Source organism: Streptomyces sp. NPDC107765, assembly GCF_055657085.1.
This window is the reverse complement of the sequence record NZ_JBVKBL010000004.1, coordinates 259,412-281,485: the sequence shown is the minus strand read 5'-3', so window position 1 is coordinate 281,485 and position 22,074 is coordinate 259,412. Positions and strand designations below refer to the sequence as shown.

19 protein-coding genes and 1 tRNA gene are annotated in these 22,074 nt (G+C 70.2%); 9 read left to right on the top strand and 11 right to left on the bottom strand.

From position 1 onward, the window contains the following. From ACZ7MX_RS12865 to ACZ7MX_RS12850, 4 genes are all read right to left on the bottom strand, one after another. Positions 1-1,173, bottom strand: a complete 1,173-nt coding sequence (locus ACZ7MX_RS12865; protein WP_472131578.1) for a J domain-containing protein — start codon at positions 1,171-1,173, stop codon at positions 1-3. 258 nt (positions 1,174-1,431) lie between these two features. Then, entirely contained in the window at positions 1,432-1,575 is a 144-nt protein-coding gene (locus tag ACZ7MX_RS12860) for a hypothetical protein (protein ID WP_472131577.1), read from the bottom strand. Positions 1,576-1,737: 162 nt separating this feature from the next. Beyond that, positions 1,738-3,198, bottom strand: coding sequence for a DUF2252 domain-containing protein (locus tag ACZ7MX_RS12855; protein WP_472131576.1), 1,461 nt, complete (start codon positions 3,196-3,198; stop codon positions 1,738-1,740). A 452-nt stretch (positions 3,199-3,650) separates the two neighbouring features. Next, positions 3,651-4,967 (bottom strand): ABC transporter permease, encoded by a 1,317-nt coding sequence (locus ACZ7MX_RS12850; protein WP_472131575.1) that lies wholly within the window; start codon positions 4,965-4,967, stop codon positions 3,651-3,653. Positions 4,968-5,112: 145 nt separating this feature from the next. On the opposite strand from ACZ7MX_RS12850, the gene ACZ7MX_RS12845 reads away from it, so the two are divergent. Beyond that, positions 5,113-5,547 carry a MarR family winged helix-turn-helix transcriptional regulator gene (locus ACZ7MX_RS12845; RefSeq protein WP_261956725.1) on the top strand — a complete coding sequence of 145 codons (435 nt, stop codon included), beginning with the start codon at positions 5,113-5,115 and terminating at the stop codon, positions 5,545-5,547. Between the two features lie 134 nt (positions 5,548-5,681). Here the strand turns inward: ACZ7MX_RS12845 and ACZ7MX_RS12840 are convergent, their stop codons facing one another. Beyond that, positions 5,682-6,044, bottom strand: a complete 363-nt coding sequence (locus ACZ7MX_RS12840; protein WP_472131574.1) for a winged helix-turn-helix transcriptional regulator — start codon at positions 6,042-6,044, stop codon at positions 5,682-5,684. Positions 6,045-6,414: 370 nt separating this feature from the next. On the opposite strand from ACZ7MX_RS12840, the gene ACZ7MX_RS12835 reads away from it, so the two are divergent. Further along, entirely contained in the window at positions 6,415-7,065 is a 651-nt protein-coding gene (locus tag ACZ7MX_RS12835) for an FMN-dependent NADH-azoreductase (RefSeq protein WP_472131573.1), read from the top strand. 211 nt (positions 7,066-7,276) lie between these two features. Here the strand turns inward: ACZ7MX_RS12835 and ACZ7MX_RS12830 are convergent, their stop codons facing one another. Next, entirely contained in the window at positions 7,277-8,455 is a 1,179-nt protein-coding gene (locus tag ACZ7MX_RS12830) for an MFS transporter (RefSeq protein ID WP_472131805.1), read from the bottom strand. 363 nt (positions 8,456-8,818) lie between these two features. On the opposite strand from ACZ7MX_RS12830, the gene ACZ7MX_RS12825 reads away from it, so the two are divergent. Beyond that, positions 8,819-9,727, top strand: coding sequence for a LysR family transcriptional regulator (locus tag ACZ7MX_RS12825; protein WP_472131572.1), 909 nt, complete (start codon positions 8,819-8,821; stop codon positions 9,725-9,727). A 298-nt stretch (positions 9,728-10,025) separates the two neighbouring features. Here ACZ7MX_RS12825 and ACZ7MX_RS12820 read toward each other — a convergent pair. Then, a tRNA-Leu gene (locus ACZ7MX_RS12820) sits at positions 10,026-10,109 on the bottom strand. A 687-nt stretch (positions 10,110-10,796) separates the two neighbouring features. Between ACZ7MX_RS12820 and ACZ7MX_RS12815 the strand changes: the two genes are divergently transcribed. From ACZ7MX_RS12815 to pknB, 6 genes are all read left to right on the top strand, one after another. Continuing rightward, entirely contained in the window at positions 10,797-11,630 is an 834-nt protein-coding gene (locus ACZ7MX_RS12815) for an FhaA domain-containing protein (protein WP_467700580.1), read from the top strand. A 10-nt stretch (positions 11,631-11,640) separates the two neighbouring features. Then, complete coding sequence (locus ACZ7MX_RS12810) at positions 11,641-12,174, top strand: FHA domain-containing protein FhaB/FipA (RefSeq protein ID WP_030798432.1); 534 nt, start codon at positions 11,641-11,643, stop codon at positions 12,172-12,174. Positions 12,175-12,306: 132 nt separating this feature from the next. After that, positions 12,307-13,860: a PP2C family protein-serine/threonine phosphatase gene (locus ACZ7MX_RS12805; RefSeq protein WP_472131571.1), complete on the top strand. Its 1,554-nt coding sequence runs from the start codon at positions 12,307-12,309 to the stop codon at positions 13,858-13,860. A gap of 22 nt (positions 13,861-13,882) precedes the next feature. Next, entirely contained in the window at positions 13,883-15,280 is a 1,398-nt protein-coding gene (locus tag ACZ7MX_RS12800; RefSeq protein ID WP_030412304.1) for an FtsW/RodA/SpoVE family cell cycle protein, read from the top strand. Continuing rightward, the gene (locus ACZ7MX_RS12795; RefSeq protein ID WP_472131570.1) at positions 15,277-16,746 is read left to right on the top strand and encodes a peptidoglycan D,D-transpeptidase FtsI family protein; all 1,470 of its coding nucleotides are present in this window, start codon (positions 15,277-15,279) and stop codon (positions 16,744-16,746) included. The genes ACZ7MX_RS12800 and ACZ7MX_RS12795 overlap by 4 nt, the downstream gene beginning before the upstream one ends. Positions 16,747-16,893: 147 nt before the next feature. After that, positions 16,894-18,873: a Stk1 family PASTA domain-containing Ser/Thr kinase gene (gene pknB, locus ACZ7MX_RS12790; protein WP_472131569.1), complete on the top strand. Its 1,980-nt coding sequence runs from the start codon at positions 16,894-16,896 to the stop codon at positions 18,871-18,873. Positions 18,874-18,977: 104 nt separating this feature from the next. Here pknB and ACZ7MX_RS12785 read toward each other — a convergent pair whose 3' ends face one another. Genes ACZ7MX_RS12785 through ACZ7MX_RS12770 form a run of 4 tightly spaced genes read right to left on the bottom strand, consistent with a single transcriptional unit; the run spans position 18,978 to position 22,057 of the window. Further along, entirely contained in the window at positions 18,978-19,718 is a 741-nt protein-coding gene (locus ACZ7MX_RS12785; RefSeq protein WP_472131568.1) for a class E sortase, read from the bottom strand. A gap of 22 nt (positions 19,719-19,740) precedes the next feature. Further along, positions 19,741-21,249, bottom strand: coding sequence for a class E sortase (locus tag ACZ7MX_RS12780; RefSeq protein ID WP_472131567.1), 1,509 nt, complete (start codon positions 21,247-21,249; stop codon positions 19,741-19,743). Further along, positions 21,246-21,884: an aminodeoxychorismate/anthranilate synthase component II gene (locus ACZ7MX_RS12775; RefSeq protein ID WP_472131566.1), complete on the bottom strand. Its 639-nt coding sequence runs from the start codon at positions 21,882-21,884 to the stop codon at positions 21,246-21,248. Before ACZ7MX_RS12775 ends, ACZ7MX_RS12780 begins: the two co-directional genes overlap by 4 nt. Beyond that, a complete protein-coding gene (locus tag ACZ7MX_RS12770) occupies positions 21,884-22,057 on the bottom strand; it encodes a hypothetical protein (RefSeq protein WP_030412298.1) in 174 nt (57 codons plus the stop codon). The genes ACZ7MX_RS12775 and ACZ7MX_RS12770 overlap by 1 nt, the downstream gene beginning before the upstream one ends. Between the last annotated feature and the right edge of the window lie 17 nt (positions 22,058-22,074).

Here is a 22,074-nt window from a genome sequence, read left to right as displayed (position 1 = left end):
CTACCCGACCAGTTGCGTGAGGTACGCCTCACGTTCTGCGACGTCGGCGAGCAGCTTCTCGGCGATCTCGTCCAGCAACCGGTCCGGGTCCTCCGGCGCCATCTTGATCATCGCGCCGATCGCGCTCTCCTCCAGCTCGGCGGCAACGGCCGCCAGCAGTTCCTTGCGCGTGGCCAGCCACTCCAGACGGGCGTACAGCTCCTCACTCTCGCTGAGCCGCTCCTCGGCCGGCGCCGGACCGGCCTCCCACTCCCGTGCCAGCTCCTGCAGCGCCGCCTCGTCGCCCCGGCCGTACGCCGCATTGACCCGCGCGATGAACGCATCCCGCCGCGCCCGCTCCGCATCGTCCCGCGCCAGGTCCGGGTGGGCCTTGCGGACCAGCTCGCGGTAGGCCTTACGAGCCTCCTCACTGGGCCGAACCTTCTGCGGCGGCTGCACCGGCTGCTCGGTGAGCATCGCCTGCGCCTCCGGGAACAGCCCGTCCGAGCCCATCCAGCCGTGGAACAGCTCTTCCACCTCCGGCATCGGCAGCACCGACGCCCGCGCCTCGCGGGCCTTACGGATGTCTTCGGGGTCGCCGGTACGCGCTGCCACGGCCTCGGCGATCTGCGCGTCCAGCTCGTCCAGCCGCGCGTACATGGGGCCGAGCCGCTGATGGTGCAGCCGGGAGAAGTTCTCCACCTCCACCCGGAACGTCTCCACCGCGATCTCGAACTCGATCAACGCCCGCTCCGCCGCCAACACGGCCTTGGCCAACCGCCGCGTCCCCTCATCGGCCGCGTCTTGAGCGTGAGGGGCCTGTTGACCACGAGAGTCCTGATCACGGGAGTCCTGGGCACTGGAGTCCTGGCCGGAGGATGGGTCCGGATCAAGAGACGGGGCCTGGTCGGCGGACGGGTCCTGGCCGACGGAGGGGCCTTGGCCAGCAGAGTCGGCCTGACCGGCGGTCGGGTCCGGGCCGGTGACATTGCCGGGTTCGCGCGACGGGGAGGCGTCGCCGGACGAGCCGGAACCGTCGAACGGGGCCGGCTGTCCTTCCGTGCCGGCGGTTGGGGCGCCCTGACCGCCGCCACGAGCATCCGACGCCTGCGGTTCCCCCAGGGCATCCGCCGTGCCCGGTCCGTCCGCTCGGTGCTGGCCGTCCTGTGTGTTCTCCGCGTGCGAGTTCGTCACCCGGTCAGCGTACGGCCCGAGCCGACCCCCGCCCTGCCTCGCCACCGCCTGAAGGCTTCCGTGACCCGAACCTCGGCCACGGTCCGCGATGGAGGGTGACGCTTCGCCTTTCCCTGCTGCCTTCCCCCTGGGCCCCTCCCCCCCCCCGCCCCTCACCCACCCCCCACCACGCACCACCTACCGCCTCACCCACCACCCCACTCCCCGCTCACCGCCTACCACCTACCACCTACCGCCACCACCACCCGCCACCGCTCATCACCCACCACCTATCCCGCCCCCACCGAGGCCGCCCCCACCGAGGCCGCCCCCGGCCAGCGCCACCATCAGCACCACGACCAGCGCAATGGCCACCGCGAGAATCAACGCGACGATCAACGGTCGGCACTCATCGATCGACACAGGCCCTCGAGCGTCGACAGAGGCCACAGGCCACCGTCAATCGGCATAGGCCACCCTCGATCGGTGAGGCCATCGTCGGTCGCCACAGGCAAGCCCCAAAGAGGCAGCCTGGCGGTCACCGGCAGATGTGATCTGCTGCGGCGCGGCCGGGCTCGGCCGAGCTCATACCCCCATTTCTGCCGCTATGCGGCCGTTCTTCACTGCTGTGGTCAGTGCCGTGTGGTCCGCTTCCGTGCGGTCTGCGTAAGCGACGGCGAACTTCGCTATGGCCTCGTCCAGTTCCTCACTCTTGCCGCAGTAGCCGGCCACCAGGCGTGGGTCGGCGCTGTGGGCGTGGGCCCGGGCGAGGAGGGCGCCGGTCATCCGGGCGTAGTCGTCCAGTTGGTCGCCGGTCAGCTGGGCCGGGTCGACGCTGCCCTTACGGTTTCTGAACTGGCGGACCTGGAAGGGAAGTCCGGCACCCAAATCGCCCGTCCCCTGGTCGGGCGCCGTGGAGCGGGTGCCTCCTCCGGCGGCCGGGGGTATGTCCTGCACGGTCGTCCAGCCGAGCAGGATGTCGCTGACGACCTGCATCCTCCGCTGGCCGAGCACCACCCGACGGCCTTCATGCGTCACCGCCGGGGCCGGGAAGCCGGCCTTCTCCACATACCGTGCCAGCGCCGAGCTGCGGGCCTCCTTCACCTGCAGAACCAGCGGCTCGCCCCGGTGATCCAGCAGCAGCACCACGTACGACCGCAACCCCACACTGCCCGTGCCGACCACTCGGAAGGCCACGTCGTGCACCGCGTACCGGGCCAGCAGGGGCAGCCGGTCCTCGGGGAGGGTGTCCAGGTAGCTGGTGAGGGAGGCGGCCACGGCTGCCGCTTCGGCGTCCGGCACCCGGCGCAGCACCGGCGGCGCGTCCACGAACCGACGGCCACCGTCCGTCGTCCGCTCGGTCGCCTTCGCCGCGAACCGGGCGCTGGTGTTCTTCCGCGCCTTGGCCGACACCCGCTCCAGCGTCCCCAGCAGGTCCCGGGCGTCGGTGTGCGAGACCAACTCCTCATCGGCGATCGCGTTCCACGCCTCGGTCACCGGCAGCTTCGCCAGCAGCCGCATCGTGCGTCGGTACGCGCCCGCCGCGTCCTGGGCAGCCTTGCGGCACTCATCCTCAGCCGCACCCGCTTCCCGTCCCGCCAGGACCATCGACGTGGCGAGCCGCTTCACATCCCACTCCCACGGCCCGTACAGGGTCTCGTCGAAGTCGTTGAGGTCGATGACGAGGCCGCCACGGGCATCGCCGTAGAGCCCGAAGTTGGCGGCGTGGGCATCCCCGCAGATCTGGGCGCCGATACCGGTCACCGGGTCGGCCGTCAGGTCGTACGCCATCAGGCCCGCGGAGCCGCGGAGGAAGGCGAACGGGCTCGCGGCCATCCGGCCGACCCGTATGGGCGTCAGGTCGGTAAGCCGTCCGGCGTTGGACTCCTCCACCGCCGCTACCGCGTCCGGGCGTTCGGCCCCGCTCGACAGTGCGGACTGCGCGGCACGGGGCAGCCGCTCGCGCAACGCCCGGCCGGCCGCCTTGGGTGACGGGCCCTGTGCATCGGCCTTGGCAAACCCCGGTACGTATGGCACACGCGTCATGCGGGCCACCTCCCCCTTCAGGACCTTTACGGCTGCGGCGACTTCGGCGACAACCACCAGGTCGGTGGGGTCGGCGAATTCTCTGTCATTGGGCACTACTTACCGGCCGCCGGACGGGACTGCGCCCGGCCTGCCGACGTGCAATGACGTTACCGACGTCGCATCATCGCGCGCAGCGCCTGTGGATAACTCCGCGACTCTGCGTATCCGCTGGTCGTTGAGGGGGAGGAAGGGGAAGGGGGAAGGGGAGGTCAGGCGGCCAGGTGGTCAGGCGGTCAGGCGGTCAGGCGGTCAGGCGGTCAGGCCAAGCCGCCAACCCTCCAAACCGTCAAGCCCCCCAACCACCAAGCCGCCGACCTCCCACACTGCCAAGCCGCCCAGCCCTCACCGTCAGCCGCAACCCGCCAGGCCCACAGCAGCGGCTGCCCTCGAAGTGGTGAGTCATCGGTCCGCTAGACGACCACCGCCGCCTCCTCCATTTCTTCCTCGGTGGCCTCGTCCGCCGAGCCGGTGCCGGGTGCCGCCGCCCCCACCGACCGCCGCGGCCTGGGCTCCGGCACCGTTGCCGCCACCGCGGCCGCCGCCACCGCCGCCGCATTGGCCGCCGCCTCCGCCTCCGCGGCCCGTCGGCGTCGCTCGGCCAGCCCCGCCAGACCGACCATCAGCACACCGACGAGCAGCCAGCCCACCAGCGTCCAAACGTGCCCGGACAGGCCGTAACCGTCGAAGTAGACGTGACTGCGGAGGCCCTCCACGAAGCCGGCACCGTTCCAGAAGGAGTGCAGCGCGGCGAAGAAGCCGTTCTGCATCTCGGGCCGGAAAATCCCGCCGGACGAGGTGAAGTTGAGCATCACGAAGAGGGCCATCACACCGAGCGTCGTCCACCGCTTGAGGAAGGTGTGCAGGCCGGTACCGATCAGCAGAACACCGGCGGAGTACAGCCACGCCATACCCCACAGGCCCCACAGGCCGTGGTCGACGAGGTGGAACACCGGGCCCGCGAACGCCGTGCCGATGAGGCTGACCACGACGGATGTAACCATCGCCAAGGCAGCCCGCAACCGGAGCGGCAGCACGGCGCCTGCACCGCCGATCACCGCGACCGAGGCGTACGAGCCGATGCTGATCGCGACCAGCAGGAAGAAGATGCCCTGCCCGGTCGGATCGTCCTCGGCGGGCGGTGCGACGTCCGTGACCTTCAGCGGGGCGCCTTGGCGGGCGGCGACGGGAGTGAAGATCTTCTGCACGACGGAGGCGCTGGTGTCGGATCCGGCGCTCGCGACGAGCAGTTCGGGGGCCTCCGGCCCGCGCGCCTGTCCCTGCGGCTGTCCCTGCGTCTGTCCGCGCGCCTGCCCCTGCGTGCGCTCCTGCGGCTGGTTCTGCGCCGTCGCGTTCATCACGTACGCACCGAAGATGTCCTGGTGCTTCAGCTGCTCGATCGCGGTCGAGCGATGGGGGACCGTACGCGCCTCAAGGTCACCGCCCGACTTGTCGTTGATCGACTGGGCGAGCAGCTGGGCACTACGGCTCGATCCGACGACCGCGACCGGCAAGTGGTGGGGTGCGGGATGCGCGAACGCGCCCAGGTAGGCGAGCCCCATGCCGATGCACATCAGCATCGGCGTGACCAGATGCACCAGGACATGGCGGAGCCCGGCTGCGTGGGTGGCGGGGCGGCCGGCGGCGGGGCTGGCGGCGGAGCCGGCCCGGTGGCCGCCTTGGGTCTTGGGCGCACTGTGGTGGTGGTCGGGACGTCGGACCGTACTCATGGGGCGAGCCTTCTCACGCTGAGGGAAGTTCTGTCGCTGGCCCGCGGCGGACTGCGAGCGGGCAGCCGGCAATGGTTGGCAATGGTTGGCAAATACAACTCACGCTTACGTTGTACTATACAACTACATCTACGAAAGGCAACCCGTGCCCCACCGCGATGACTCCGTCGAGACCATCCAGCAGGAGATGACCGCTTTCGCCCGGCGGGCCCGCGCGACCGCCGCCCGGATGCATCCCGAGCTGTCACTGGTCTCCTACACCCTGCTTGCGCACCTCGATGACCAGCGCGGATGCCGCGCGACGGACCTCGCGGCGCACTACTTCCTGGACAAGTCCACGGTCAGCCGGCAGATCGCCGCACTGGAGAAGCTCGGTTTCGTCGAGCGCCGCGTCGACCCGGACGACCACCGCGTCCAGGTGCTCCACCCCACCGAGAAGGGCGCCCAGGTGCTCGCCAACGTCACCGCCAGCCGCCGGCAGGCCTTCCACGAGCGCCTGGCCGACTGGGACGAGACCGACCTCGACCGCTTCGCCACCTACCTACGGCGCTACAACGCGGCCCAGGAGCGACTGGGGTAACTGGGGTAACTGGGCTAACTCGGGCGGCTGAGGCACCCCACCCGAACAGAGCCCCAGACGGAGATCCAAGACAAAACCAGGGACGAAGACCCCTGACCCCTGCCCCCTGGGCCCTGCCCCTGCGCCCTGACCGCCTACCTCCGGAACCGCTGCGGGCACTGCCCGCCGTCCGCCAGATACGTCTCCGCCCAGCGCCCCAACTCCTTGAGGGCGGGGTCCATCGCGAGGCCGGCCTCCGTGAGCCGGTACGAGACACGCAGCGGAGGGCCCGCGTCCACTTCACGGACGATCAGGCCGACCCCCGCCAGCTCCATCAGACGGTCGGAAAGCATCCGCTCGCTGATACCGGGGATCGCCCGCCGCAGGTCGGCGAAGTGCACCGGGCCGGACATCAGGGTGGCGACGATCAGCCCCGTCCAGCGCTTCCCGAACAGCTCGAAGACGCGCGCCATGCCGTCATCGACCTGCTTACACGTCGCCTCGCTGTGGTCCGCCATCCACCCAGCGTACCGCCCTCTCGTTGGCTACTGCAGAAAAGTAAGCTCCTGTGCTATGAATAGTGACGTACGGAATTCAACCAGCTAGCCAAACGTTGGTCATCCCGTGCTCAGCCAGGGGCAGCACGAGTACCCGCTGATCCCTGGGGCGCCGACCCGAGGGCCGAGCCCCCGGTGAGGCCACTCGCAAGCCCCGCTGAACCTGAACGCGCCGAACCCACCGGACCCGCCCCACCTGCTGAAGCCCCGCTGTCCCCGCCCGGCCCCTACCGGACGGTCCCTACCGCCCGGCCCCTACCGGACGGCACCCACCAGACAGCACCAACCGGACAGCACCCACCGGACCACACCAACCGAAGGAACGATTCCCATGGCCACGCTTCTGCTCATCGACTCGTCCGTCTCCCCCGAGGGCGTCTCCGCCTCCCGCTCGGTCACCGCGATCTTCCGCAAGACCTGGGAGGAGCAGCACCCCGAGGGCACCGTCATCCACCGCGACCTGGCCGCCGACCCGCTGCCGCACCTCGACGGCGTCGCCGCCTCCGCCGCGTTCTCCGACCCGGCCTCCCACACCCCCGAGCAGCAGGCCGCGTTTGCCGTGCGGGTCAAGCTCGCCGAGGAGCTGGAGCAGGCCGACGCGGTCGTCATCGCCGCGCCGATGTACAACTTCACGATCCCCTCCACGCTCAAGGCGTGGCTCGACCAGGTGATCATCATGGGCCGTACCGCGGGCGAGGCGCCGTCCGCCAAGGGGACGCCCGTCACGGTCGTCGCCAGCCGTGGCGGCTCGTACGCGCCGGGCACGCCCCGTGAGGGCATGGAGTACGTGCAGAACTACCTGGAGGCCGTACTGGGCAGCGGCATGGGCCTGGACGTCGAGTTCATCGTCCCCGAGCTGACCATGGCACCCGTCAACCCGGCGATGGCCGACCTGGTGCCGCTGTACGAGACCTCCCGCGACAAGGCCCACGAGGACGCCGCGGCCAAGGCCAAGGCCCTCGTCGCGCGCCTCGCCGCCTGAGAACGGGAGCCGGGCACCGAAACCTCGGGCGCAAGCCCCAGAACTCCAGCACTCCGCCCCTGAACCCCTGAACCCCTGAACGGGACCATCCAGCCGCGGGCTCCGGGCAAGCCGCAGAGCCCGGAACCCGCGGCGGGGGCTCGCCAACGAAAGAGCCCCTCTACGGAGAGCCCCCCGCCCCTTCCCCACCCCATCCCCTTCTCCGGCCGCATCACCAATCACCGGCCCCATCCCCATCCCCATCCCCTTCCTGGCCCCTTCCCCACCCCGCCGTCACCAGCGCCCCCGCCGCCAGTGCGCCGCCCAGCCACATCACGCCAGCCGGCCCCCAACTGTCCGCGGCCCGGCCGCCCAGGAAGGCGCCCAGGGCGATGGCCCCGTTGAACACCGCCACGAACAGCGCGGAGGCGGCCTCCCGCGCACTCGGTGCGGCCGCCATCAGCCACGTCTGGGTGCTGACCGAGACACCCCCGTAAGACAGGCCCCATACGGCCAACAGGCCCCCCACGGCCATCAGGGCCCCCGGCCCGGCCACCCCGGTGCCCCGCCCCAGCAGCGGCACCAGCAGGACCGTTCCGGCGAGCACCCCGCAGATCACCACCAGCGTCGCGCGCGGGGCCCGCGCCGCCCCGGCCCCCGCCCCGAAGTTCCCGGCCAGACCGGCGAGGCCGAAGGCCAGCAACAGCGTGCTGATCTGCCCCGGCTGCACACCGGCCACGTCCTCCAGTACCGGCCGCACATACGTGTACGCCGCGAAATGGCCCGTCACCAGAAGCGTCACCAGCAGCAGTCCCGTCCGTACGGGCGCACCGCGCAGGAGCCCGAGTACCCCGGCGAGGCGGACCGCGGCGGGCTCCGGAAGCGGCGGCAGCAGGACGGTCAGCGCGAGCGCCACCACCGCGCACACCGCGGCCATCCCCATGAACGCCGCGCGCCAGCCGCTCCATTGGCCCAGGGACGTACCGGCCGGGACCCCCAGCACCGAGGCTGCCGCGACCCCGCTGAAGACCAGGGACGTGGCCGCCGCGACCCGGTGCGTGGGCACCAGCCGCACCGCAAGCCCCGCCGCAATCGCCCATACCCCGCCCATCCCCAGCCCCACCAGTACCCGGGCCACCAGCAGCACCGCGATGTTCGGGGCGTACGCGGCAAGCAGGTTCGCCGCCGTCAGCGTGGCCATCAGGGCGGCCAGCACTGCCCGCCGGTCCCGCCGCCCCACCAGCAGCGTCAGCACCGGCGCGGCCACCGCGGCCACCAGGCCGGTCACGGTCAGCGTCAGCCCCGCCGTCCCGTCCGAGACCCGCAGCTCCCGGCCGATCGGGGTCAGCAGCCCGACGGGCAGCATCTCGGACGTGACGACCGTGAAGGTCGCCGCCGCCAGCGTCGCCACCGCCGGCCAGCCCCCACCCCGCCCAGCTGTCCCTTGGGCGCCCAACTCCCCACCCCGGTCCCCGAGTTGCTGACCATCGCCCGTCGCCGTCACGGGCTGCTCCGCAGCCACCCCCACGTGCCCCATCGCCGGGCCCACCCCGGAGCTCTCCGGACTCATCCCCAGGCTCACCCCCGGACTCGTCACCGGCCCGTCCTCACTGTTCGTCATGCCCCCAGCCAAGGCGCACGGCGCCCGGGGAACAACGGCCAACTCCTCACCCTTCTATGAGCAGGACTCATCGATCCCCAACGCCCCCACCGATCCCCAACGAGCACCAACGCCCCCGCCGCTCCCCATCGCTCCCAGGAGTGGGTACACCTCATGACCGCTGCCCCCGGCCTCGAACTCCGCGAGCTGGAGTGCTTCCTCGTGCTGTCCGAGGAACTGCACTTCGGGCGCACCGGCGAGCGGCTGTACGTCTCGCAGAGCCGCGTCAGCCAGCTGCTGCGTTCCCTGGAGTCACGGATCGGCGCCCGCCTCGTCGACCGCACCAGCCGCCGGGTCCGGCTGACCCCGCTCGGCGAGGAGTTCCGTACGTCGCTGCGCCCCGCGTACGACGCCCTGCGCGCCACCGTGGAGCGTGCCCGCAGTGCCGCCCGGGGCGTCGAAGGGCGGCTGACGATCGGGTTCCAGGGGACCGCGGACGACCGGATCATGCGGGCCATCGACACCTTCCAGCGCCGCCACCCCGGTTGCGCCACCGAAATCGTCGAGATCCCCTTGTGCGACCCCTTCGGTGCGCTGCGCAGCGGAGCGGTCGACGTCGCCGTGACGCTGCTGCCCATGGCCGAGCCGGACCTCGCCCTCGGCCCGGTCTTCTCCGCCCAGCAGCAGACCCTCGCGGTGTCCGTACGGCATCCCCTGGCGTCCCGGACCGCGATCGGCGCCGAGGAGCTTGCCGGCGTCCCGCTGATCTCCCCGGACGATCCGGCTCCGCCCTACTGGCGCGCGGTCCACGCCCCGGCCACCACACCCCAGGGCTGCCCCGTACCTGCCGGGCCGCGGATCAGCACTCTCCAGGAGGGCCTCACCCTCACCGCGGCCGGACGCGGGGCGATGCTGCTGTGCCGGCCCACCGCGGACTACCACGGCCGGCGCGACCTCGCCTTCGTCCCCGTGACCGGACTCCCCGACTCGGTCCTCGGCCTGGTCCACCACCCCGCCCGCGAGACGGCCCGGATCCGCGCCTTCCGCACGGCCGTGACGGACTCACTACAGCAGCAGCCCTGACGAATCCCGCGAAGCCATATCCCTGCGGCCTCCCCGCGGGCTCCCTGCGCACGCCTCAACGGCGTCCCTGCAGACTCCCTGCGGACTCCTAACGGCGGGCCGTGACGCGACCGTGACGCAGCCCACACAAGCTGCCCCCAGTCCTCGCCGAGCCCCCACTCAGCCCCCCAGTCCCCACCCAGCACCCATCCCCAACCGAGAAGGTGACCGAGGCAACAATGTGAGGAAGGCAACGTGCCCAGGAACAACGAAAGACCCCCGGTCTCCGGATTTCTCCGGAGACCGGGGGTCTCATCTGTGCGCGAGGGGGGAGTTGAACCCCCACGCCCTTTCGGGCACTGGAACCTGAATCCAGCGCGTCTGCCTATTCCGCCACCCGCGCATGGGTGCTGCCGGTTGATTCTCTCACGCGATCCGGGTTGTTCTGTCCGGGTCTTGTGCGAGCGCCTGCCGACATCCAGAACATTAGCACGCTGGCTGGGGTGGGTTCACACGCCTTTCCCCCGGGCCCCTCCCCGCCCGGGTCCCCTGGGACCTGGACGGGGTCCCCGGCCCGTGCAGCGCCGTACAAGGACGTGAGTGCCGTAGGACGACAGACGGAACCATGAACGGAACCAGGAGGCGACAGACGGCACCGCAAGGTGATGTGCGGCACCGCGAGGTGACATGCGGCGAGCGGTGACGTGCGGCACCGCGAGATGCCGTCGAGGTGACATGCAGCACCGCCAAAGGGGACGTGCGGGGCGGTGTGGTGACGGACGGAACCACGAGGTGGCGTGCGGGGCCCCGTGGCGGGCAGGGTGTCCGGGGCCCGCACGACGGCGGGCCCGGCCGCCCGGAGTGGTCGGCGGTTGCGGGACACTGTCATCGGGGCACATCTACGATCGCAGTGCACGAGCAGCGGGCAAGGAGCGGACAGGCACCAGGCAACCCTGTGAGAGGCGACACTCGTCCTCAAGGCGGGAAAGGGGAACCAGCCGATTTCCCAAGGCGTGGATACGATCAGTAAGCAGTATCAGGACCACCCGATCAGGACGACACCGACGAAGACTGAGGAAGGAGGTGCCCCGTGGGAGTACTGAAGCGTTTCGAGCAGCGTCTCGAAGGTCTCGTCAACGGCACCTTCGCCAAGGTGTTCAAGTCCGAGGTGCAGCCCGTCGAGATCGCCGGTGCGCTGCAGCGCGAGTGCGACAACAACGCCACCATCTGGAACCGCGACCGCACGGTCGTCCCCAATGACTTCATCGTCGAACTGAGCGCCCCCGACTACGAGCGGCTGAGCCCGTACAGCGGGCAGCTCGGCGACGAGCTGTCGAGCATGGTCCGCGACTACGCGAAGCAGCAGCGCTACACCTTCATGGGGTCGATCAAGGTCCACCTGGAGAAGGCCGACGATCTCGACACCGGCCTGTACCGCGTGCGCAGCCGCACCCTCGCCTCCAGCACGTCCCAGGAGCACCCGGGCCAGGCGGCCGCCCAGCGCGCCTCGGCGATCCCGCAGGGCCCGCGGCCCGGCGCCGGCCACGTGAGCCCGCCCCCCATGCCTTCGTCCCCGCCCCCCGGCGGCGCACAGCCCGTACCCCGTACGGCACCGCCCGGTGCAGGGCCGCAGCCGCACGCGCAGACCCGGCGCTGGATCGAGATCAACGGCACCCGCCACCAGATCTCGCGCCCCACGCTCGTGCTGGGCCGCAGCACCGACGCTGACGTACGGATCGACGACCCGGGTGTCTCCCGGCGTCACTGTGAGATCCGGGTCGGAACGCCCCCCACGATCCAGGATCTGGGTTCTACCAACGGCATCGTGGTAGACGGGCAGCACACCACCCGCGCTAGTCTCCGCGACGGCTCGCGGATCGTCGTGGGCAGTACCACCATCGTTTACCGGCAAGCCGAAGGGTGAAGCGGGGGCAATGTCAGAGCTGACCCTCACGGTCATGCGGTTGGGTTTCCTCGCCGTACTGTGGCTGTTCGTCATCGTGGCCGTTCAGGTCATCCGCAGCGATCTGTTCGGCACCCGCGTGACGCAGCGCGGGGCCGCCCGGCGCGGCGGGCAGGAAGCCCGTACGCAGCGCCAGGCCGCGCCCCCGCAGCAGCAACAACAACAGCGCCGCCAGGAAGGCGGCCGCGGCGGCAACCGCCAGCGCCGCGGAGCGCCCACGAAGCTCGTGGTCTCCGAGGGGTCGCTGACCGGCACCACCGTCGCCCTCCAAGGCCAGACGATCTCCCTGGGCCGTGCGCACGACTCCACGATCGTGCTGGACGACGACTACGCGTCCAGCAGGCATGCCAGGATCTACCCGGACCGTGACGGCCAGTGGATCGTCGAGGACCTCGGTTCCACCAACGGCACGTACCTGGACCGGACCCGACTGACGACCCCGACACCGATTCCTCTGGGAGCCCCGATCCGCATCGGCAAGACCGTCATCGAGCTGCGGAAGTAGTACGACAATGAGCGAGCGGAGCGAGCGAGCCGCGGCGGTCCACTCGGCGGACCCTGGCGTGCTCCCGACCGGAGGGTGGGCAGTGTGGCCAGGCGAGACCGGCTGTACCCCGAGCCGACGGGTGAGGTGCACATGAGTCTGTCACTGCGCTTCGCCGCCGGATCGCACAAGGGCATGATCCGCGAGGGCAACGAGGACTCCGGCTACGCCGGGCCACGGCTGCTCGCCATCGCGGACGGCATGGGCGGCCAGGCCGCCGGTGAGGTCGCCTCCTCCGAGGTGATCTCCACGCTCGTCCAGCTCGACGACGACGTCCCCGGGTCGGACATCCTGACCTCGCTCGGCAGTGCCGTGCAGCGTGCCAACGAGCAGCTGCGGGTGATGGTCGAGGAGGACCCCCAGCTCGAAGGCATGGGGACGACGCTGACCGCGCTGCTGTGGACCGGCCAGCGGCTCGGCCTGGTGCATGTCGGCGACTCCCGTGCGTATCTGCTGCGGGACGGTGTGCTGACCCAGATCACGCAGGACCACACCTGGGTGCAGCGGCTGGTCGACGAGGGCCGGATCACCGAGGAGGAGGCCACCACCCATCCGCAGCGGTCGCTGCTGATGCGGGCGCTGGGCAGCGGTGATCACGTCGAGCCCGATCTGTCGATCCGCGAGGTGCGGGCCGGCGACCGCTATCTGATCTGCTCGGACGGGCTGTCCGGCGTCGTCAGCCACCAGACGCTGGAAGAGACGCTGGCCGGCTACCACGGGCCGCACGAGACGATCCAGGAGCTGATCCAGCTCGCGCTGCGCGGCGGCGGCCCGGACAACATCACCTGCATCGTCGCCGACGTCCTGGACGTGGACGGCAACGACGCGATGGCCGGGCAGCTCAACGACACCCCGGTGATCGTCGGTGCCGTCGCGGAGAACCAGAACCAGCTCAACGACCCCAGCACGCTCCAGACGCCGGCCGCCCGGGCGGCCGAGCTCGGCCGCCCGGGCGGGCAGCCGTCCGCGCCCGGTGGTGCCTTCGGACCGCCCGGAAGCGGCGACCCGGAGGTCGGCGGTCCGCCGCCGGGCTCCTTCGGCGCGTTCATGGACGAGGACTTCGTCAAGCCCAAGCGCGGGCGGTGGCTCAAGCGGTCGCTGTTCGGCGTGCTGGCGCTGGCCGTCGTCGGCGGCGGGCTCTACGCGGGCTACCGCTGGACGCAGACCCAGTACTTCGTCGGCGCCAAGGACGACCACGTCGCGCTGTACCGCGGCATCAGCCAGGACCTCGCCTGGTTCAAGCTCAATGCCGTGGACGAGGACCACCCCGAGATCGAACTCAAGTACCTGCCGCTGTACCAGCGCAACCAGGTCAAGCAGACGATCGCGGTCGACAGCCGCCTGCAGGGCGGCGACAAGGTCACCGAGCTGAGCAAGCAGGCGAACGCCTGCCGCAGCAAGGAGCAGCGGGAGGCCGCCGAGCGCGAAGCGGCGCGCAACAAGGGCAAGGGCCAGGCGGGCACGCCCGCCAAGCCCGGAACGAAGCCCGGCACGCCGACCAAGCCCGGTACGCCGACCACCAAGCCCGGCACCGGTACGGCGGGGGCGCTGTCGGCGCCCGCGTCCGCGACTCCCACACCCACTCCCAGCCAGGCCCCCTCCGAGGAGCAGCAGAAGCTGGAAAAGAATTGCAGCACCCAGCAGTAGGGCGTAGGGGGCCGTACATCTCATGAGCAGTACCACCAACACCACCACCATCGGCACGATCGGAGCCCCGAGCCGCCGCAACACCGAGCTGGCGATGCTCGTCTTCGCCGTGCTCATCCCGGTGTTCGCGTACATCAACGTCGGGCTGGCCAAGGAAGAGGCCGTGCCCGCCGGCGTGCTCGGCTACACACTGGGCCTCGGCCTGCTGGCCGGCGTCGCCCACCTCGTCGTACGCAAGTGGGCGCCGTACGCGGACCCGCTGATGCTGCCGATCGCCACGCTTCTCAACGGTCTGGGCCTGGTGTTCATCTGGCGCCTGGACCAGGAGCCGCAGATCAGCACCCCGCAGCTGGGCGGTGCGATGGCGCCGGGGCAGCTGATGTGGTCGACGCTGGGTGTCGCGCTCTTCCTCGGCGTGCTGATCTTCCTCAAGGACCACCGCGTCCTGCAGCGCTACACCTACATCTCGATGGTGGTCGCGCTGGTGCTGCTGATCGCGCCGATCTTCTTCCCGGCCCGTTTCGGCGCGCGCATCTGGATCACCATCCCCGGTGTCGGTTCGCTGCAGCCGGGTGAGTTCGCCAAGATCATCATCGCGATCTTCTTCGCGGGCTACCTCATGGTGAAGCGGGACGCGCTGGCGCTGGCCAGCCGCCGCTTCATGGGCCTGTACCTCCCGCGCGGCCGCGACCTCGGCCCGATCCTCGTCATCTGGGCGCTCAGCCTGATGATCCTGGTCTTCGAGACGGACCTGGGTACCTCGCTGCTGTTCTTCGGCCTCTTCGTGATCATGCTGTACGTCGCCACCGAGCGGACCAGCTGGATCGTCTTCGGTCTGCTGCTCAGCGCGGGCGGCGCGGTCGCCGTGGCCACGTTCGAGTCCCACGTCCAGGTGCGCGTCCACAACTGGCTGAACCCGCTGGAGCTGCTCAACGGCGGTGTCACCGAGACCGCGCAGGCGATGTACTCCTTCGGCTCCGGCGGCATCCTCGGCTCGGGCCTGGGCCAGGGCTACTCCCGGCTCATCGGCGGTATCGCCCCCAAGAGCGACTACATCCTCGCCACGGTCGGCGAGGAGATCGGCCTGGCCGGTCTGATGGCGATCCTGCTGCTGTACGGCCTGCTGATCGAGCGCGGTATCCGTACGGCACTGGCCGCCCGCGACCCCTTCGGCAAGCTGCTGTCGATCGGCCTGTCCGGCGCCTTCGCGCTGCAGGTCTTCGTCGTCGCCGGCGGTGTGACCGGCCTCATCCCGCTGACCGGTATGACGATGCCGTTCCTGGCCCAGGGTGGTTCCTCCGTCATCGCCAACTGGGCGCTGGTGGCCATCCTGCTGCGCATCAGCGACACCGCGCGCCGCCCGGCACCGACCCCCGCACCGTCCACCGACGCCGAGATGACCCAGGTGGTCCGCCCGTGAACAAGCCCCTGCGCCGGGTCGCGATCTTCTGCGGCCTGCTCGTCCTCGCCCTGCTGGTCCGCGTCAACTGGGTGCAGTTCGTCAAGGGCGACGAACTCAAGAACGACACGCACAACCGCCGGGTCGCGATCGAGCGCTACAGCACGCCGCGCGGCAACATCATCGTCGACGGCAAGGCGATCACCGGCTCGACGACCACCGACAGCGGTGACTTCAAGTACAAGCGCACGTACAAGAACGGCAAGATGTGGGCGCCGGTCACCGGCTACGCCTCGCAGGCGTTCGACGCCAACCAGCTGGAGAAGCTCAACGACGGCATCCTCAGCGGCACCGACGACCGGCTCTTCTTCAGCCGCACGGTGGACATGTTCACCGGCAGCAAGCAGAAGGGCGGCAACGTGGTGACCACGCTGGACGCCAAGGCCCAGAAGGCCGCCTTCGACGGGCTCGGCAAGAGCAAGGGCGCGGTCGCCGCGATCAACCCGGAGACCGGCGCGATCCTGGCGCTGGCCAGCACCCCGTCGTACGACCCGTCCACCTTCGCCGGGATGAGCGACAAGGACGCCGAGGCGTACAACGCGCTGCTGAAGAAGAACAACCCCGACGAGCCGATGCTCAACCGGGCGCTGCGCCAGACCTACCCGCCGGGCTCCACCTTCAAGGTCGTCACGGCCTCGGCGGCGCTGGAGAACGGGCTCTACACCGACGTCGATGCCGACACCCGCTCGCCACTTCCGTACACGCTGCCCGACACCTCGGGCATCGAGCTGAAGAACGAGGGCAGCATCCCGTGTGAGAACGCCAGCCTGCGGCAGGCGCTGCGGTACTCCTGCAACACCGTCTTCGGCAAGATCAGCGCGGACCTCGGCAACAAGAAGATGAAGGCCGAGGCGGAGAAGTTCGGCTTCAACAACGCCAAGATCGACACCCCGGTCCGCGCCGCGGAGAGCATCTACCCGACGGACAACCGGCCGCAGAACGCGATGGCGGGCATCGGCCAGGCATCCAACCGGGCCACCCCGCTGCAGATGGCCATGGTCGCCTCCGCGGTCGCCAACGGCGGCAAGCTGATGAAGCCGTACATGGTCGACTCGCTGGTCGCGCCGAACCTCAACGTGGTGCAGCAGCACACGCCGCAGGAGATGAGCCGGCCGCTGAGCCCGGAGAACGCCCAGAAGGTCCAGAGCATCATGGAGACCGTGGTCAAGGAGGGCACGGGAACCAACGCGCAGATCCAGGGCGTCACCGTCGGCGGTAAGACCGGTACCGCACAGCACGGTGAGAACAACAAGGACAACCCGTACGCCTGGTTCATCTCCTACGCGAAGACCGACAAGGGCACCCCCGTCGCGGTCGCCGTGGTCATTGAGGGATCCGACACCCTGCGCAACGACATCGCGGGTGGAAAGCTCGCCGCTCCGATCGCCAAGCGCGTCATGGAAGCGGTGCTCGAAGGCGAGAAGTGACCCGGGCCATGCCAATACCGGTCGCATATCAGGTTGCGGCTCCGGCCCGGTCCGGTAGGGCGTGCCGGGTACGGTAGCTCGGACAGCACACCGCCGGACCACACACACGGGTGCGGTCGGGACTGACGGAGAGGGCTGGAGAAGCTTATGGAAGAGCCGCGTCGCCTCGGCGGCCGGTACGAGCTGGGCTCGGTGCTCGGCCGCGGTGGCATGGCCGAGGTGTACCTCGCGCATGACACCCGCCTGGGCCGCACCGTGGCTGTGAAGACGCTGCGGGTGGACCTCGCCCGTGACCCGTCCTTCCAGGCCCGGTTCCGCCGTGAGGCCCAGTCGGCCGCCTCGCTGAACCATCCGTCGATCGTCGCGGTCTACGACACCGGCGAGGACTACGTCGACGGTGTCTCGATCCCGTACATCGTCATGGAGTACGTCGACGGATCGACGCTGCGTGAGCTGCTGCACTCCGGAAGAAAGCTGCTGCCCGAGCGTTCGCTGGAGATGACCATCGGGGTCCTCCAGGCGCTGGAGTACTCCCACCGGGCCGGGATCGTCCACCGCGACATCAAGCCGGCCAACGTCATGCTGACGCGCACCGGCCAGGTCAAGGTCATGGACTTCGGCATCGCCCGCGCGATGGGCGACGCCGGCATGACGATGACGCAGACCGCGGCGGTCATCGGCACCGCGCAGTACCTCTCGCCGGAGCAGGCCAAGGGCGAGCAGGTCGACGCCCGCTCCGACCTGTACTCCACCGGCTGCCTGCTGTACGAGCTGCTGACCGTGCGGCCGCCGTTCGTCGGTGACTCGCCGGTCGCGGTGGCGTACCAGCACGTCCGCGAGGAGCCGCAGAAGCCGAGCAACTTCGACCCCGAGATCACGCCGGAGATGGACGCGATCGTCCTGAAGGCGCTGGTCAAGGACCCGGACTACCGCTACCAGTCGGCGGACGAGATGCGCGCCGACATCGAGGCGGCGCTGGAGGGCCAGCCGGTCGCGGCGGCCTCGGCGATGGGCGCGGCCGGTTACGACCAGGACCAGCCCACGACGATGCTGCGGGCGCAGGACCCGGCGGGCCAGACCACGATGCTCCCGCCGATGAACCCGGACGACGGCGCCCACGGCTACGACGAGCGGGCCGACCGGCGCCGCGGCGGCGGCCAGAAGAAGAGCAACGTCTCGACGATCCTGCTGGTCCTGGCCGCGGTGCTGGTCCTGGTCGGCGCGATCTTCATCGGCAAGGCGATGTTCACCGGCAGCAAGCAGGACGCCAAGTTCGACGCCCCGAACCTGGTCGGCAGGACGCTGAAGGAAGCCAAGCAGTCCGGGGTGAACAGCTCCTTCAAGGTCGAATCGGCCGGCCGCAAGCCCTGTACCAACGTCAAGAAGAACCAGGTCACCTCCCAGACCCCGGAGGCCGGCGTCCAGATCGCCAAGAACGACACGATCACGGTGACGATCTGCGCGGGGGCGGCGAAGGTGCCGGTCCCCGACGTCAAGAGCTTGCAGTTCGATGAAGCCGAGCGGGAGCTCCACAACAAGGGGTTCCAGAACGTCAGGCGGGTCGACGAGGAGTCCGACCGTTCGCCGGGCACCGTCATCAAGCAGAACCCTGACGGGCAGAGCAAGGCGACCAAGGACACCGAGATCACCCTCACCGTCGCCAAGGAGATCCAGAAGACCGGCGTGCCGGACGTCAAGGGCCAGGACGCGGCGGCGGCCGAGAAGCAGCTGAAGGACCTGGGCTTCAACGTCACCAAGACCGAGCAGGACGCCCCCGACCCGAGCCAGGTCGGCAAGGTGATCGACCAGACCCCGGCGGGCAACACCCCGGCCAAGAGCGGCTCCACGGTCAACCTCGTGATCGGCAAGGCAGCCGCGCAGGTCCAGGTGCCGGAGGTGCGGACCCAGAAGCTGAAGGACGCGAAGAAGGCGCTGCAGCAGGCCGGCTTCACCAACATCCAGATCAACGGGCCGCAGGACGACAACGCCCGGGTGATCAACCAGGACCCGGCGCCGAACACCCCGTCCGACCCGAAGTCCACCACCGTGACGCTGACCACCGCCGGTGGGGGCGGCGACAACGGCGGTGACAACGGCGGCGGGTTCATCGGCGGACCGTTCGGCTGACAGCCGTACAGCACGACGAGGAAGCCCCGGCAGCCCGTGGAGGGCGGCCGGGGCTTCGTCGTGTGCCGGCTGGGCGGTACGGGGCCGTGGCGGGCCGTGTGCGGCTAGCGCAGTTCCTTCGGCGGTGTGCGGTCCGCGTCGACCTTTTCCGTGCGCTCCAGCTCGCCCCAGACGATGTAGCGGTAGGTCGAGGTGTAGACGGGGGTGCAGGTCGTCAGGGTGATGTAGCGGCCGGCCCGGTGCTTGCCGGACTCCTTGGGGACCTTGTTGAGGACGTCGACGTTGTACTTCGACGTCTCGGGCAGGACCGCGAAGACCTTGTAGATGAACCAGGTGTCCTTGGTCTCGAAGACGACCGGGTCGCCGTCCTTGAGCTTGTCGATGTTGTGGAACTTCGCACCGTGGCCGTCGCGGTGCGCGGCGAGGGTGAAGTTGCCCTTCTTGTCCTGCGGCAGCGCCGACTTGACCGGCTTCGTGTAGTAGCCGGCCACGCCCTCGTTGAGGACCTCGGTGCTGGTGCCCTTCTTGACCAGCACCTCGCCGTTGTCCATCGCGGGGACGTGCAGGAAGCCGATGCCGTCCTTGGTGTCCAACGCGCCGGGCCCCTTGGGGCCGCTGCTGGCCCAGTGCCGGCGCACCTGGTCACTCTGCTGGTGCGCCTCGCGGTCGGCGAGGACGTTGGTCCACCACAGCGAGTACGCGACGAACAGGCCCAGGATCAGGCCGGTGGTGATCAGCAGTTCACCGATGACGCTGACGACGGACGCGATGGTCCGGCGCACCCGGTGCGGTGGCGAGGGCGGCGCGGACCGGTCGCTCTCTTCGTCGGTTCCGGTTGCAGTCACCGCGTAGCACCCCTCTTGTTTTCTAGCCGCCGAGCGCTTCCGGTTTGCCCTTGCTCCGCGGCCGCTCGTCGACCATCTTGCCCCAGACGATCAACCGAAAGGTACTGGTGAATTCCGGGGTGCAGGTCGTCAGGGTGATGTAGCGGCCGGGCTTGGTGAAGCCCGAGCCGGGCGGTACGGGCGTGATCACGCTGGTGTTGCTGGGCGACGTCTGCGGGAGCACGCTCTCCATCTCATACGTGTAGTACGCGGCCTTCGTCTCGACGATGACCTTGTCGCCCTTGACGAGCCGGTTGATGTAGCGGAACGGCTCGCCGTGGGTGTTGCGGTGGGCCGCGACCGCGAAGTTGCCCTTCTTGTCCCAGGGCATCGCGGTCTTGATCCCGCTGCTCTTGTCGTAGTGACCGACCATGCCGTGGTCCAGCACGGAGTGCTTGTCGGTGCCCTCCGCTATCGGCGCCTTCACATCGAGCTTGGGGATGTACATGATCCCGAAGCGCTCGCCGACGGCGAGGTTCTTCTTCTCCGCGCCGCCCTTGTTCCACTCGTGCTCAAGGTTGGTGGCGGCGCCGCCGGCTTCCTCCTCGGCCCGTACGTTCGTCCACCACAGCTGGTAGGTGACGAAGAGCAGCATCAGCACGCCGAGGGTGATGAACGCCTCGCCCAGGGCGCGGCTGGCGATCAGGCTGGGGCTGTCCTTCGCGGCGCGGGCGGCCTGGCGGGCTTCCACGCGGGAGAGGGGACGCGCCTGTTCGGAGGAGGCCGTGGCAGCGGCGGCGGGGGCAGCGCCGCTGTGACGGCCGCGCCGGCCGCCTCTCCTGGCGGCCTCCTGAGCGGCCTTACGGCGGGCCGCGCGACCGCCGGGCACGGGCGTCTCTGCCGCGGCCGACCCGGACGCCGTGGACGTGGTTTCACGTGAAACACCGGCTCCTGTTTCACGTGAAACGACGTCGGTTTCACGTGAAACGGCGTTCCGGCCAGCCGACCCGGGCTTTTCCGCCTGGCGCAGGGCCATGGTCTCGTCGTCCCGCCGCGGCATCGGGGCGGGAGCAGGCGCGGCGGGAGCGGCCGGGGCGGGGGCAGGCGCCGCCGGGGGCGCGGCTGCGGTCTGCGGCCCGGGTATCGGTTCGGGCGCGGCGGGGGCTGGGGCGGGGCCGCCGGACCGGGTGCGGGGGCCGTACGCCTGGCCGTAGGCGGCGGGGTCCGGGCCGTAGGACCGCGGCGTCCCGGGGTCGGGCCGGGGCGGGGACGGGGGCTGCGGCTCCTGGTGGGGGCGGAACCAGGGCGAGGACGGCCCCTCGTCGGCCGGTGGCGCCGCATGGCGCCGCCGTCGGCCGGTGCCGGGCGGCGGCGCGTCCTGGCCAGGCAGCGGGTCGTTCAGCGGGTCGCTGAGCCGGCCCACCGCCGCCTCGAACGCATCGGGCTGCCCGAGCGGGTCCGGGGGCCCGTACGGGTCCTGCGGCGCGTACGGCTCTTCCGGCCCGTGCGGCTCGTAGGGTCTCCCTTCACGCTCGGGGCGTAGGTCGGTCACGCGCCGACCTTGCCGACCACCGGGGCAAGCCCCGTCGAGCGCTCCACTGCTCCTGCGTCGCCGCATTCGACGAGCCAGTTGGCCAGCATCCGGTGCCCCCACTGCGTGAGCACCGACTCGGGGTGGAACTGCACTCCCTCGACCGGGAGTTGGCGGTGCCGCAGGCCCATGATGATGCCGTCGTGCGTGCGGGCCGTGACCTCCAGCGCGTCCGGGACGGTGGCGGGTTCGGCGGCCAGCGAGTGGTAGCGGGTCGCGGTGAACGGCGAGGGCAGTCCGGCGAAGACGCCCTTGCCGCCGTGCTCGACGAGGGAGGTCTTGCCGTGCAGCAGCTCCGGCGCACGGTCCACGACCCCGCCGTAGGCCACCGCCATCGACTGCATGCCCAGGCAGACGCCGAAGACCGGGACGCCGGTGTCCGCGCAGTGCCGGACCATGTCGACGCAGACGCCGGCCTGCTCGGGCGTACCGGGTCCAGGCGAGAGCAGTACGCCGTCGAAGCCGTCCTGGGCGTGCCGGGGCGCGACCTCGTCGTTGCGCAGCACCTCACACTCGGCACCGAGCTGGTAGAGGTACTGGACGAGGTTGAAGACGAAGCTGTCGTAGTTGTCGACGACGAGAATCCGTGCGGTCATCAGAGGGCAGCCATCCCTTCGTCGACAGTGACGTCATTGAAGGGCAGCAGCGGCTCCGCCCACGGAAAGACGTACTGGAAGAGTACGAAGACGACCGCCAGTACGAGCACCACGGAAATCAGCGCCTTGACCCATGTGTTGCCCGGCAGATGCCGCCAGATCCAGCCGTACATGCTGTCGCTGTCCCCTT